We start from the raw sequence: 14,678 nt of genomic DNA, 5'->3' as shown, positions 1-14,678 counted from the left end.
AACGCCGTTTCTTTAATTTTTAAAAAATAACGTAATATCAAACAACAATATTTTTTTGAAATTTAATAACTCAAATAAGACAAAGGACGTTGATTTCATCCGTTATTCTTCCTTCTATGAAAAACATCTTTAGATATATTTTAAAACAACAAAATAATAAATTCTCTATATTTTATTTATGCACGTCTCTTTTGGAATGCATTCAACCCATTTTCGCTTATCATTTGGAATACCGTTTTCCATACACTATAATTAGGGTTTAGTTCTTTTCCTTTTCCCATCAATTTGAATTGATGTTCATACCAAGTAAGCTCTAACATAGAAGATATTTTTTTATCTAGTCTTTTCAAACCTGTTCGAATTGGCTTGATCGTAACTGTGTGATAATTGCCATGAATAATCTGATTCGGAAAATCAGGGTTTAATGCAAATAGCTTTCCGACACCAACCATGTCTACAGCTCCACTTTCAATTGCCTCATTCATGCCTTCTTCGGAACGGAAACCACCTGTTACGATCAACACCGCTTGTACGAGTGTTCGAGCCTTTTGAGCATAATCTAAAAAATACGCCTCACGTTTTTTCGTACTTTCGCGTACCCCGTCAAACATCTTAGGATTTTCATAGTTACCACCAGAAATTTCAATTAAATCCATACCCAAATCGTCCATTTTTTTTAGTACTTTCATCGATTCTTCCTCAGTGAAACCGCCGCGCTGAAAGTCGGCAGAATTTAGTTTTAATCCAATTGGAAATTCCTCACCGACTTGTTTACGAATTTCATAATATGTTTCAATTAAAAATTTCATACGCCCATTTAAATCTCCACCCCATTCATCTTGACGCTGATTATGGTGAGGTGATAAAAATTGATTAATTAAATAACCATGAGCGGCATGGATTTGAACACCAGTAAAACCAGCCTTTTTTGCAATACGAGCGGCATTGCCAAATCGTTTAATTAACTGCCAAATTTCACCTGATGTTAATTCTCTTGGTTTATTAAAGAAATCTTTAATATCACCCGTAAGTGGAATGGCGCTTGGCGCAACTGGATTTTTAGATAATGTTTTCGGGGATTGTTTACCAGGATGATTTATTTGCATCCAAAGCTGCGTACCATTTTGCGTACCAGATTTTGCCCATCTTTTTAAGATATCTAAATCACGCTCATCTTCAATAACGACATTTCCCGGTTCGCCAAGTGCCTCACGATCAATCATGACATTGCCAGTCATAAGTAAACCAGCCCCGCCTTGCGCCCAACGACCGTATAGCTTTACTAGCTCTTCCGTTGGATTATTGTTTTTTGTAGCCATTGTTTCACTCATCGCAGCTTTATAAAAACGGTTTTTCACAGTGAATTTAGTTGATCTATTCATCGGCGTATTTAAAAGAGTCTTTTTCATTTTTTGTATCCTTTCTTTATTTATCCCGCTTTAATGGGCAGTAAGACCCCCACCTCAAAATTCAGCGAAAACAAAGAAGTTAGGTGAGGGGACGGGCTGCCCATTAAAGTCCGATTGGTGAGGGCTGATAATCAGTGGGGATGAAGAACCCCCCCACTAATTAAAGTTTCACTTTATTTGATGGCTCCCAATGCTCAGCAATGTAATCATCCATATTTTGAAGTAAATTCTTTACCATTTTTAAATTATTATTTTCAGGGTCAATGTAATAGAAATTCATCGTCGCAACACGTCTTACATTGACAACCTTTGCATCTTTCAGCACTTTTATATGATGGGAAACTGCAGGACGTGATAAATGTGTTTTACGTGTGATTTCGCCTACTCTCATTCCATCTTCACAGCCTGCTGCAATAAGGGTAATAATAATTGATTGTCGTGTAGAATCCCCAATTGCTGTTAAGACAGTTTGGCATGCCTTAAAATCGTCTGTTAATTTAATTAACTTTTCTACATTCTTCATCCACTGCATCTCCTTTCGTTCAATCAATTAAACCATTCAAATCTTATCATAAATATTTCACGAATAATCATTGGGAAAGAAAATGGAGACCATTGAAATAAGGTTCATTGGCTCAACATATACAAATTAAAAGTATTTGTGATACGATGCTTTAACAAACATTACTGAAATAATCATTTGTTAAGCAATGTTAAGTTGTTTTGTAAAAGAGGGTTATAGTAACGACAAGTAAGGAATATATGTAATTACAATTCCAAAAGTTGCATGAAGACATACGCGCTGGAAATATCTCTAAATAGGAGAGTAAAGGGGCTTTGACAGAAACATTAGTAAAGTTTTATACTAAATAAACATCTAAACGTTCGAACAATTAAACAGGGAGAGGTATCATGAGCAAAAAAACAATAAGCATATTAAGAGAATGTACCCCTATTTTTTCAATTCTGCAGGATTTAAATCGTCAAGACATATTGGTGTTACTGTATGATGAAGGAGAAATGTCTGTAAATCAGATAGTAGACCGACTTTCTTTATCTAGACCAGCTATTTCACACCACTTAAAGCATCTTTTAAACGCAAATCTCGTTACTGTTCAAAAACGTGCTACGGAAAGGTATTATGCTCTTTCTCTTGACAACTCCATTGTATTATTAAAACAACTAATTGAATCATTAGAAACCGATAACCAATTAAAGAAGTAATTAACAAAATAATATGCACAAGAATAAAAGTAGTATTTTACAATGCTACTTTTTTTACAAAGTGAATCAGAAAGTATTTATTGACAAAAATAAAAGAGTCAAATAATATTTTACTTACGAAATGTTCGGATGTTCGAACGTTCGAACTTAGTGACTTTCGAAAATTATTTTTAACATGATAAGGAGGAAACGAAATGACATACAGTAAACAAAACGAATGGCGTGAAATACAAGCCTATTTACCTAAAAAATATCACTTTACAGATAATTATCATCCAACAGAAGAATGGTGGAATTGGAAAGGACATGAGGTACATTTAGATTGTTTTCGGAATGAAAAGGCTCCTGTTAAAGTTATTTTATTACATGGAGTAGGTACGAACGGTAGACAGATGTCGATGATTTTAGGTGGTCCACTTTCAAAAGATGGCTTTGAAACAATCGCTATTGACATGCCTACTTATGGCGTTACAAAAGTAAAAGAAGGATCCGTAGTAAAGTATGATGATTGGGTCGATTTAGCATGTGATTATATCGACTATGAACAAAAACGTGATGATAGACCTATTGTACTGTACGGCTTAAGTGCAGGTGGGATGGAAACTTACCACGTTGCTGCAAAAAATAAGAAAGTTAAAGGAATCATTGGTATGACATTCCTAGATCAAAAAAATCAACAAGTTCGTGACGAAACAGCTAAAAATCTCGTTATGAGTCGTGTTGGAATACCTATGGCAGGCATTGCATGTAACATAGGACTTGAAAACTTTAAGATGAAAATGAGTACAGCTTCTAAAATGAGTGCCTTATGTAATAATGAAAAAGTAATGGAAATATTTAATCGTGATAAGACATCTGCTGCGAATAAAGCAAGCATGAGATTCTTAGACAGTTATGGTAATTACCAGCCTGCAATGGAACCAGAGGATTTTGATATATGTCCTATTCTTTTAACACAACCTGAGCAAGATAAATGGACACCATTACATTTAAGCACTCCATTCCTAAACAAAATAAAAAAAGTAGATGTAAAAATAGTCATGTTAGAAAATGGGGGGCATTATCCAGTGGAACAACCTGCATTAGATCAAATGCATGACGCTATTGTAGAATTTATTTATAAAGTTACAAAATAAACCTATTTATATAAATAAAAATATCAAGAAAAACAAATATTAGCTCGACACCCTTTCGTGTATAGATTTTTTATAGCAAGTCCATTTCATCTAGTAATAAACAAGAACCCAATTTCCCTATTTTAATATGGGAATTGGGTTCTTTTAACATTTAACCCCCCTTATCTTATTGCATGAAATCCATATTGTTTTGGCAGTGCCTCAACTTCATTTTTCTTTTCTTTCAGAAAAATCCACCATATTCTGCGATTTTATTTTTTAAAATGATATAATATTGTAATCAATTGTAAAGGAGATTTCATATGGGAATTGAACTCGTTCACTTTAGCATTGGCAAACCGAAACAAATGAAATATAGCGAAGATAAAGAAATGATTACCGGTATATGTAAAGAACTTACCGAAGAAGCTTTCCTATCAAAAGATGGCTTCCTTGGTGATGATGTAGCAGATTTAAAACACCATGGTGGACCTGATCGCGCCGTTTGCGTGTATCCACACGAGCATTACGCACTATGGGAAGAGGAATTTCAAACAACACTCCCAGCTTCTGCATTTGGCGAAAACATTACTGTAACAAATATGTTAGAGCGTGATGTTTGCATCGGAGATACATACAAATTGGGTGAAGCAATCATTCAGGTGACACAAGCAAGAGTACCTTGTAGCACGATTTCAAAACGCCTCGGCATTCCTGGCATACTGCCGCGCATTGTAGCAACTGGATTTACTGGCTACCTATGCCGCGTTCTTCAGGAAGGTACTGTACGTAAAGATTCAAAAATCACATTACTAGAGCGTCAACCGAGCAATGTTTCTGTCTTGTTCTCTAACGAAATTTATTTTCATAATAGAAAAGATAGAGATAGCATCGAAAAAATTCTTGCTGTTCCAGAACTAGCTGACGTTTGGCGTGGTCAATTAGAAGATCGTCTCGCGAAGTTAAAATAAAGAATCCCACCATTTATAGGTGGGATTTTATTTATCTATCACACGGTATAACCTAACTCCCCCTTATAACCAATAAGAAGAATAACTCCCCAGCACCGTAACAGAAAAACCAAGTGCTTCAAGTTCCATCGTTACGCCTGGCAATAATACGTCATCGTATGCTTTATCGACATCGATTAAGAAAAAGTAATTTCCAAGTCCTGTTTTCATCGGGCGCGATTCGATTTTAGATAAGTTTAATTTTCTCCATGCGAAAGCCGATAACACTTGATATAGTGCCCCTGCATAATCTGCAGGTAACGTTATCATAAGCGTCGTTTTCTCTCCGCGGTTTTCTCCGTTATTTGAGAGTATTGCTTTCTTTTTCTTATGCAGAACGAGGAAACGTGTATGATTGTTTTTATGCGTATGAATACCACTTCTTACAATCGTTAATCCGTATTTTTCTGCAGCCGCTTCATTTGCAATAGCCGCAATTTTTTCTTCAGGATGTTCTTTCACATATTGCGCTGCAGCACTTGTTGATGTCATATCTCGGGCAGTTACCCCTTTTAATTCTTCATTTAAAAACTTATGACATTGTGCAATAGCATGCGGATGAGAATGCACTGCATATACTTCTTCCCACACTTCTGCATACTGCGGATGTACAAGTAAATGTTGCTGAATTGGCACTGTAATTTCTCCTACAATAGAAAGTGGTTGCTCATGTACAAGATAATCAACCGTTATATTCACTGAACCTTCTATGGCATTTTCTAGTGGTACCACTGCATAATCTACATTTCCATTTGCAGCTGCATCAATACAGTCTGGAATCGTTCGATACGGTACATGCTCTGCTTCCGGAAAAAAACGACTCACCGCCATATTTGTAAATGTTGCTTCTGGTCCTAAATATCCTACTCGAATCATCGTCTTTTCCCCCCTTTTTCGTTTTCTTACTGTTATACCATACTTTTTTATATTCTTCTATGTAAATTTCGAATATTAAAAAAAGACTAGCATTTACTAGTCTAAATGTTTCTTATATTCTCTTTGAGCGAAAAAGAAATACATGATGCATGCGGCGATATAAAATAGAATAAACAAAGCTACTTTTCTTAATGAACCATCCATAAAAATCGTTTTATGAAACGTATATAACGCAACTGCACTATGCATACTCCCTACTATAATTGGTGCAAAAAATAGCATACACAATTGCCAGCGAGAAATCTTCCACACTTCTTCTTTCGTCATTCCAAGCTTAGATAGCGCTTCGTACTGCTTTCTATCTGATGAAATATTATGAAACCATTTAAAATATACGATACTACATGAAGTAAGAAAGAATAATATACTAATGAATGAGCCTACAAATAGAGTAATATCGCCGAACTCTTTCATATTCACATATAACTCCATATTACTTCGAAATGCGTTATTATCATCTTGTTTTATATGTTTCCGTAAAGCTTCATTTAATTTTTTCGTATTTTCGATATTTGGTAATGTGTATCCTCTATACATCATTTTTTCAGAATCCGGAACCTTATTTGCTATTCTGTCAAAATCTTCATCATTCATAACAAAGAACAGACCATTAATGTACGAAGGATGATGGTTAAATTGAACCCCTTCTTTCTGACCGTTAAATACGAATTGATATGGTCGATTCATTACTTGCAATTGAATCTCTTTTTGATTATATACATTCGAATTATTGTATTTATTATAATAAACGAGTGTCACTGTACCTTTTTTAGGATGATACGTTTTCTGTTTTTGTTTTCTTGCCTCTCGATTGTATTCACTTTGTTTAATGAGTGGCGCTACTTCTGTTTCCCCCTTATTGGTCTGAAAAGATGCATACACTCCAACAAAACTCATAAATTGAAAATCATCATATCCATATTGGTGCAATAATTGTTCAACCGTTCCCTCCGCAAAGACTTCATGAGAAGAAGCACCTTTTTCTATGTAAGAAAATGAGTGCACGCCCCCACCACGCCACATATCTTGCATACCAGAAAAATATAAGAACACCGTACCTGTTGCTGTAACTACAAACGTCGTTGCCATAGACATCAGAAAGAAAAAGCGACCATTTTCCTTCATTCGATGTGACAATTGATTCACTATAAATAAGTACGGATATGTATACATAATCTTTTTATTTCGTTTTATTATTTCTAATATTTGAGCAGTGCCGTGTGTAAAAGAAAAATACGTTCCGAAAAAGACAAGTATAGACACAGGGAAAAAATAGAACGCTATCGTTAGTATCGTCGCTTGTAACGCTAACGCATATCCTATACCTAAACAAATAAAGCCAAATATACAAAGCCACATTGATGTTTTCTTCTCTTTTTTATCTGCTCGAAATTCTTTCAATAACCGAATGATTTTTATATTCCATATACGTAAAGCACTTATAAATGATAAGAAAACAAACACGAACATATACGCAATAAACGTTCCCCCAATCGCTCTCACGTCAAATATGACAGGGAGTTCTTTCGGAAGTCCCAGTAACATACTAAACACCATAAAGAAGAGCTTTAAAAAAATCATACCAAGCCCAATACCAAATATATTAGCAAATACTCCGATCAATATTTGCTCGGTCATAATCACTCCTATTACGTTAGACTTCGTCGCTCCCATTAACATATATAACCCTAATTCTTTCTTACGTGCCTCTATGAAAATAGAAGTAGAGTACAAAATAAATATGACGAAAAAAGAAGTAATTATAACATTACATATAATAAGCCCCCAGCGTACGTTTTGATACCACAGTGTCTCTTGCATATACGGATGTACAATGACAGACATGTATGCAAAAGACGCAAATATTGCAAAACAACTACTTAAGAAAAACACTTTATAATTACGCCAATTTCCTTTTATATTTTGCAGCGCTAGTTGCCGAATGTTCATCTATCGTCCCCCTATAACTTACTACATAGGCAAAAAGCTAGAGGTTTCTCTAGCTTTGCACGTGTTTCAAATATCCTCTTTGCGCGATTATAAAATAAATCGCAGAAGCTACAATGTATGCTCCAATTACAATCGCACCTGATTTCCATAAATCGAGATAAAGCATTTTCCCTAGCGTATGAAGAGCAAATCCACTATGAATAGCGCCGATGACAATTGGGATAAAGAAGATAACACCCATTTGTCGAATTGCAATTTTACGAATTTCTTTATCTGTCATACCGATTCTCTTTAACGATTTAAATTGAATACGATCTTGTTCTTTATCGTTAAACCATTTAAAGTATGTCATACTACAAGCAAAGAAGAAGAATAGTACAGCTACGAAGAAACCAATAAACATTGTAATTGCCCCTGATTCCCTTATATTTTTATAAGCGAGCACTGAGTTATGCAATTCCTCTTGCTTATCTGGTGCAATTTCCTTTTTCAAATCTAACACAAGATCTTCTGTACTTTTCCAGTCTTCTATATAATAACCGTAATATTTCGTCTTTTCTTCATCTGGTACGAGCTTTGCGTATTCCTCAAAATCTTGATCATTTACAATGAGATATTCACTATCATTAAAAACAGAAAATGAAGTTGGCTGATTTAATTGAACAGACTGCGTTTGTCCGTTCATTTTAAATTCATACGGTTTCGCAAGATCTACCTTCATCATATCGTTCGCCATATCCGTTATGACCATCGTTGCACTACCAGGTGCATTATGAACTTCTCTAACTTGCTCTCTTTTTTGTTTACGTACTTCAGCGTTATATTCTTTTTCTGAAACAATCGCCATTGGCATCTCATGTTCACTGTTAAACATCGTGATTTTTTGAGTTCCAGGAAGTTTTACGTACGTTACTTCTCGCGCTTCTTCAAATCCGTGTTTTTTTATTAATTCTTTTGCTTTTCCTTCTTTGATGACATTATGCGTATGTATTCCCTTTTCCTCATACGAAATAGCATGCGGGGTACTAGTTACTGCCTTATAGCTCATATCTTCAAAGAATACATACAGTGTACCGACTGCTGAAGATACAACCGCCGTAATGATAGAAATTACAAATAGAAAACGAGCATTATCTTTCATTTTATAAATAAGATTGCTAAGTACGAACATATTTGGATATGTATAAAAAGATTTTTTTCGTTTTTGTAACGCCTTTAATACGACTGTACTACCTTGTGTAAACAGCAAATAAGTTCCGCCTATCGTCAGCCCTACAATCGGTAAAAACAGAATGATAAAATTCATAAATGTTACTTGGAAGCTAAGTACATATGCAACAATAATACATCCTATACCAACTATGCATAACCATGTAAATGCAAAAGGCTCTACTTTTTGCTTTCTTGCTTCTCTTAATAAATCAATAATTTGCAAGCGTCCTACTGTCCAAACGCTAAACAATGATAAGATTAAAAATAAAATAAAGTATACACCTGCTGTAATCAAAACCGCTTTACTATTCCATACGAGTGGAAGTGTTTTATCTATTTTCAATATTACGCTTAATGCTTGGAAGAATAATTTGGAACAAAGCATACCAAGTCCAATACCTACTACAATTGCAATACTACCTAACATAAGCTGTTCTGATATAATCATTCGGCCAAGCTGAGATTTTGTTCCGCCTATTAATGTTAATAGACCAAACTCTTTTTTCCTTGCTCGTAAAAATGTTGAATTTGCATATAAAATAAAGAGTGCTGAGAAGATGACTACAATATAATTCATCGATTCTAACCCTTTTGAAATCATCTCCCTCATACTAATATTACCGCCTACAACATCTGGATGATAAATGAAGGAAGCATACATGAAAAATACGACTATCGATAAACAACTACTTATAAGAAACGCTTTATAGTTACGCCAATTTCCTTTTACATTATTAAGCGCGAGCTGGCGAAAGTTCATGATATTCTCCTCCTAGCATCGCAAGTACGTCCAGAATTTCTTGGAAAAAGGCTTGTTTCGTTCTTCCTTTATGTATTTCTGAGAAAATCTCTCCATCACGTATGAAAAGAATACGTTCGCAATAACTCGCCGCTACTGGATCATGCGTTACCATTGCAATTGTTACTTTCTTTTGTTCATGCAAATCTTGCAACGCGCTCATTAATGATTTTGCCGACTTAGAATCTAAGTTTCCAGTTGGCTCATCTGCTAAAATTAACGTCGGTTCATGAATGATCGCTCTCGCAGCTGCTGCACGTTGTTGTTGGCCACCTGATACTTCATATACCTTTTTATTTAAAATGCCCTCGATATTTAAAAACTTTGCAATCTCAAGCACTTTTGCATCGATTTCATTTACAGATTTCTTCGCCATTACAAGTGGTAAAATGATATTTTCTTTAATCGATAACGTATCAAGTAAGTTAAAATCTTGGAAAATGAATCCTAAATGTGTACGGCGAAACTCCGCTAATTTTGCAGCACGCATTTGATTAATTTCTTCCCCATTTACAAGCACATGACCTGAAGTTTGCTTATCAATTGTTGCTAATAAATTTAAAAGCGTTGTTTTCCCGCTCCCTGAAGGACCCATAATCCCTACAAATTCGCCTTCTTCTATTTTAAAATTTATATCATTTAAAGCAGTCGTTGCTACTGAACCTTTTGATTGGTACACCTTCGTTAATCCTTTTACTTCAAGAACACTCATTTCTAATCCCCCTATGTGTTTTCTTCTTACATTTACTATAAGAAAAATAAGAAAAAGAAACGAGTGATTTCCCTTACAAAACGTTTTGTTATCTTACAGTTTTGTCATTTTTCTCATTAATGTATGATATTCTTCATCTTTTGCAAATTGGAACGTGAATGTTGTCCCTTCCCCTTCAGCCGATTGCACATACATACCGTGATGTAAATTATCACAAATTTCCTTCGTAATATATAAACCCATTCCAGTCGCTTCTCTCGTTTTACGGCCATTTACCCCTGTAAAGAATGGATCAAATATACGCTTTACATCTTGCTCTGGAATACCGATTCCATTGTCCTTAATATGTAATAACACCTTTTGATCTTTCTCTTCAATTTGAAATTGAATTTCCTTTTTTTCTGCTTCCGAAATTTTTGTATACTTAATTGCATTTACAACAATTTGCCCTATAGCAATACTGAGCCATTTTCTATCAGAGGCAACCATACAAGTATCTTCCTCAAACATCACTTTCGGAAATACAGACGATTGAATGAAGGACTTTCTATTTTCATTAATAATACCTCTAATAATATCTATCACATTTACTACTTCTACTTTATAATCTTTCGCAAACTGCTCTAACCTTGCCATATGTAACGCTAAATCTAAACCATTTAGTATGCGATTATTTTCTTCACGAATACTTTCAACTGTTGCTCTTGCTTCACGATGCTCTTTACCAAACTTCTGTAATAGCAACTCAATAACAGATACCGGTGTTTTCATTTGATGAATCCATTGGTTCATAAATATCATTTGCTGTTGTTCTTTTGCATGTTGTTTATGAACTTCATTCATATATTGCTGTCTTAATAGCGTAAACGATTCAACAACCATCTCTTGCTCTGCCGTATAAGAAGTATCAATAAGTAAGGAATCATGTAATGTATTTCCGCTAGTAACATATTTTTCGATCCTCTTGAAAAATACACTCCGTTTTCGGTAATCGTAAATAAGGTATACAGTAAACACAACTATCCCTAATAAAAGTCCGTATAACCATGTATTCCAATCAATAGATCGCTTTTCTAAAAGACTTTGCAACTGCAAAACGAGCCCAAATAAACAGAGGCTAACAATGTAAGAAAGCATTAAAGAAAAGCGGTCCATAAGGTAATCTTTAACCTTCATGCGCTTCTCCCCACTCTGTAAGAAGCGCATAACCATATCCACGTTTCGTTACAATTGCATTTTTAATGCCGAGCTCCTCTAGTTTCTTCCTTACACGTTTTACATTTACGGTTAATGTATTATCATCAACAAAAGCTACCTCATCCCAGAGGGCTTCTAACAATTCTTCGCGCGTTACATATTGATTTGCTTGTTTCATTAAACACTCTAATAAGTAAAATTCATTTTTTGTCAGTTCTGTTTGTTGTCCTTGCCACTCAACAACGTGCTGAGATGGGAATAACAACAGTCCATTTACACCTAAACAATCGCTTTCTGCCGCAGAAGCATACTCACCATACCCACGACGAAGTGCACTTTTCACCTTAGCCATTACAATGTCTAAATGGAATGGCTTCGTAATGTAATCATCTCCGCCATTTTCAATTGCCATTACTTGATCCATTTCCCCCGTCCTTGCAGAAACAAAAATAATGGGTGCATTCGATACACTGCGGATTTGACGACACCAATAGAACCCATCAAAATACGGTAAATTAATATCAAGTAACACGAGATGTGGATTTACTTTTACAAATTCATCTTTTATATGCCGTAAATCACTCGCTCTAAATGACTGATAGCCATACCTTTCTAAATGTTCCTCTAATATCCCCGCGATTTTCTCATCATCTTCTACAATTAATATTTTATACATGTTCACTTTCTCCCCATAAAAAGTTCTTATAAAACTACTTCTTTTTCTATTATAAATTGAAAATTTAATTAGTGGGGATTTTTTCCTGTATAAATCAGACTTTTACGATATAAAGTGAAACTTTAATCAGTGGGGGGTTTTTTCTTCATCCCCCACCTAACTTCTTTGCTTTCGCTGAATTTTTGAGGTAGGGGTCTTACTGCCCATTAAAGTGGGATAAAAAAAGACTGCCATATTTCGGCAGTCTTAGTCGATAAATTCAAATTCATATTCAAGAATTTTTACAATATCTCCGTCTTTTGCACCACGTGCACGAAGCGCTTCATCAATACCCATTCCACGCATTTGGCGAGCGAAACGACGTACAGATTCATCACGTGAGAAGTCTGTCATCTTGAATGTTTTCTCGATATCGTAACCAGAGATAACAAACGTGCCATCACTTTCACGTGTAATTTCAAATTTAACACCTTCAGTATCAAATTTGTACATTACACTTGTATCAGACTCATCCGCAACTTCATGTATTGGGAATTCTGGTGTTGTTTCTATTAAGTTCGCTACTTCAAACAGTAAGTCACGAACACCTTGTCTTGTTACAGCTGAGATTGGGAAGATTTTTACTTCGTCTCCCACTTTCTCTTTAAATGCTTGTAAGTTTTCTTCTGCATCTGGCATATCCATTTTGTTTGCAACAACAACTTGTGGACGCTCCGTTAAGCGAAGATTGTATTCTTTTAATTCATTATTAATCGTTACGTAATCTTCATATGGATCACGGCCTTCTAAACCAGACATATCAATTACATGCACGATTACACGTGTACGCTCAATATGACGTAAGAATTGGTGTCCAAGTCCGACGCCAGCATGTGCGCCTTCAATTAGTCCAGGAAGGTCAGCCATAACGAAGCTGCGGTTATCACCAGTCTCAACAACACCAAGGTTTGGAACGATTGTTGTGAAGTGATACTCTGCAATTTTCGGACGTGCTGATGATACGACAGATAATAATGTAGATTTACCTACACTTGGGAATCCAACAAGTCCAACGTCTGCTAGTACTTTCAGTTCTAGAATAACATCACGCTCTTGACCTGGCTCCCCGTTCTCAGCGATTTCTGGCGCTGGATTCGTAGCTGTTGCGAAACGTGAGTTACCACGACCACCGCGGCCACCTTTTGCAATTACAGCCGTTTGCCCATGCGTTACTAAATCGGCAAGAATTTGACCAGTTTTTTCATCTTTTACTACTGTTCCTGGTGGAACCTTTACAAGTAAATCTTCAGATTTACGCCCGTGCTGCCCTTTACTCATTCCGTGCTGACCACGATCAGCTTTGAAATGACGTTGGTAGCGGAAGTCCATTAATGTACGTAAGCCTTCCTCAACAACAAAAACAACATCTGCACCTTTACCACCGTCGCCACCTGCTGGGCCACCTTTTGGTACATACTTCTCACGACGATACGCAACCATTCCGTTACCACCGTCGCCGCCTTTTACATATATCTTGACCTGATCTACAAACATTATTTCACCACACTTTTTTCAATTGGTTGTAATATAACTGAGACTTCTTCGTCTCTTACTGTATAAGAAATGGAATACCATTTATTGTTTTGGTTCGCAAGCCAATTCTGTAGTTCTTCTACACTCGTTAGCTTACCACGAAAATCAAAAAAGAAACGAGCATTCTCCGCGTCACATTCAATTGTGATACAAACATAATTTTCAACATATACGTCTAAACTATGCTGAAGCATTGAGAAAAATTGATTCGTCCATGTACATACAGTCTCATCTAAGTGAGATAAGTTATGTAAATTCCCTAATACTTCGTACTCCAATAAGCACGGCTGCTGTTTCCAATTATATGTTAAAATCCACTCTGAAAATAAAGGCATTGATAGCCCCATCAGATTGGATTCTTGTCTCGCTTCTTGGACAAAACGATCGATGAGACTATGAATTTCTTCCACTTTTCCAAGGGAAAGGTTTCCTTTCACCATCTGCATACGATTGAGCCAATCATGTCTTGAATGGCGCAATGCATCTATAATTGTCCATTTTTTATTCATTTAGATACTCCTTAATATAGAAAAACTCTAACCTGCACTCAGGTTAGAGTTTTCCGTGAGTTCTTATGCTTCTTGAGCAACAGGATATACGCTCACTTGTTTGCGGTCACGGCCAAGACGCTCGAAGCGTACTACGCCGTCAACTTTCGCGTATAAAGTGTCATCGCCACCACGACCAACGTTAACACCTGGATAAATTTTTGTACCGCGTTGACGGTAAAGAATTGAACCACCTGTAACCGTTTGACCATCTGCGCGTTTAGCACCAAGACGTTTTGACTGAGAGTCACGACCGTTCTTTGTACTACCTACACCTTTCTTAGATGCGAAAAACTGAAGATCTAATCTTAACATACG

The 14,678-nt window shown here is 35.9% G+C and carries 14 protein-coding genes; 3 read left to right on the top strand and 11 right to left on the bottom strand.

Annotated elements, in window-relative coordinates:
- Positions 1-176: 176 nt before the first annotated feature.
- Together ACTFRS_RS13315 and ACTFRS_RS13310 are read right to left on the bottom strand one after the other, a co-directional pair.
- Positions 177-1,409, bottom strand: coding sequence for an NADH:flavin oxidoreductase/NADH oxidase family protein (locus ACTFRS_RS13315; RefSeq protein WP_440024848.1), 1,233 nt, complete (start codon positions 1,407-1,409; stop codon positions 177-179).
- A gap of 160 nt (positions 1,410-1,569) precedes the next feature.
- The gene (locus ACTFRS_RS13310; protein ID WP_139866529.1) at positions 1,570-1,932 is read right to left on the bottom strand and encodes an ArsR/SmtB family transcription factor; all 363 of its coding nucleotides are present in this window, start codon (positions 1,930-1,932) and stop codon (positions 1,570-1,572) included.
- A gap of 389 nt (positions 1,933-2,321) precedes the next feature.
- Between ACTFRS_RS13310 and ACTFRS_RS13305 the strand changes: the two genes are divergently transcribed.
- The 3 genes from ACTFRS_RS13305 to ACTFRS_RS13295 all read left to right on the top strand — a co-directional run bounded on the left by ACTFRS_RS13305 (position 2,322) and on the right by ACTFRS_RS13295 (position 4,719).
- Positions 2,322-2,633, top strand: a complete 312-nt coding sequence (locus ACTFRS_RS13305; protein ID WP_000039471.1) for an ArsR/SmtB family transcription factor — start codon at positions 2,322-2,324, stop codon at positions 2,631-2,633.
- A gap of 194 nt (positions 2,634-2,827) precedes the next feature.
- Positions 2,828-3,769 carry an alpha/beta hydrolase gene (locus tag ACTFRS_RS13300; RefSeq protein ID WP_139866528.1) on the top strand — a complete coding sequence of 314 codons (942 nt, stop codon included), beginning with the start codon at positions 2,828-2,830 and terminating at the stop codon, positions 3,767-3,769.
- Positions 3,770-4,071: 302 nt separating this feature from the next.
- Positions 4,072-4,719 (top strand): MOSC domain-containing protein, encoded by a 648-nt coding sequence (locus ACTFRS_RS13295; protein ID WP_440024850.1) that lies wholly within the window; start codon positions 4,072-4,074, stop codon positions 4,717-4,719.
- Positions 4,720-4,782: 63 nt separating this feature from the next.
- On the opposite strand, the gene pheA is transcribed toward ACTFRS_RS13295, so the two are convergent.
- From pheA to rpmA, 9 genes are all read right to left on the bottom strand, one after another.
- Positions 4,783-5,634: a prephenate dehydratase gene (gene pheA, locus ACTFRS_RS13290; RefSeq protein WP_242269674.1), complete on the bottom strand. Its 852-nt coding sequence runs from the start codon at positions 5,632-5,634 to the stop codon at positions 4,783-4,785.
- A gap of 96 nt (positions 5,635-5,730) precedes the next feature.
- A complete protein-coding gene (locus ACTFRS_RS13285) occupies positions 5,731-7,644 on the bottom strand; it encodes an ABC transporter permease (protein WP_242269673.1) in 1,914 nt (637 codons plus the stop codon).
- Between the two features lie 49 nt (positions 7,645-7,693).
- On the bottom strand, positions 7,694-9,616 hold the full coding sequence (locus ACTFRS_RS13280; RefSeq protein WP_440024853.1) for an ABC transporter permease: 1,923 nt from the start codon (positions 9,614-9,616) through the stop codon (positions 7,694-7,696).
- A complete protein-coding gene (locus tag ACTFRS_RS13275) occupies positions 9,591-10,367 on the bottom strand; it encodes an ABC transporter ATP-binding protein (RefSeq protein ID WP_000114533.1) in 777 nt (258 codons plus the stop codon). Before ACTFRS_RS13275 ends, ACTFRS_RS13280 begins: the two co-directional genes overlap by 26 nt.
- Positions 10,368-10,460: 93 nt before the next feature.
- Positions 10,461-11,543 carry a HAMP domain-containing histidine kinase gene (locus ACTFRS_RS13270; RefSeq protein ID WP_440024854.1) on the bottom strand — a complete coding sequence of 361 codons (1,083 nt, stop codon included), beginning with the start codon at positions 11,541-11,543 and terminating at the stop codon, positions 10,461-10,463.
- Positions 11,533-12,240, bottom strand: a complete 708-nt coding sequence (locus tag ACTFRS_RS13265; RefSeq protein WP_139866523.1) for a response regulator transcription factor — start codon at positions 12,238-12,240, stop codon at positions 11,533-11,535. Before ACTFRS_RS13265 ends, ACTFRS_RS13270 begins: the two co-directional genes overlap by 11 nt.
- 246 nt (positions 12,241-12,486) lie before the next feature.
- Positions 12,487-13,773 (bottom strand): GTPase ObgE, encoded by a 1,287-nt coding sequence (gene obgE / locus ACTFRS_RS13260; RefSeq protein WP_000497128.1) that lies wholly within the window; start codon positions 13,771-13,773, stop codon positions 12,487-12,489.
- Entirely contained in the window at positions 13,773-14,321 is a 549-nt protein-coding gene (locus ACTFRS_RS13255) for a sporulation initiation phosphotransferase B (RefSeq protein WP_001037006.1), read from the bottom strand. The genes obgE and ACTFRS_RS13255 overlap by 1 nt, the downstream gene beginning before the upstream one ends.
- A gap of 63 nt (positions 14,322-14,384) precedes the next feature.
- The gene (gene rpmA, locus ACTFRS_RS13250; RefSeq protein WP_000944958.1) at positions 14,385-14,675 is read right to left on the bottom strand and encodes a 50S ribosomal protein L27; all 291 of its coding nucleotides are present in this window, start codon (positions 14,673-14,675) and stop codon (positions 14,385-14,387) included.
- Between the last annotated feature and the right edge of the window lie 3 nt (positions 14,676-14,678).

The organism is Bacillus cereus group sp. MYBK139-1, from assembly GCF_051916915.1.
GTDB classification, from domain to species: domain Bacteria; phylum Bacillota; class Bacilli; order Bacillales; family Bacillaceae_G; genus Bacillus_A; species Bacillus_A pacificus.
Note: the sequence above shows the minus strand (reverse complement) of the source record. Positions and strands in the feature narration are given on the sequence as shown.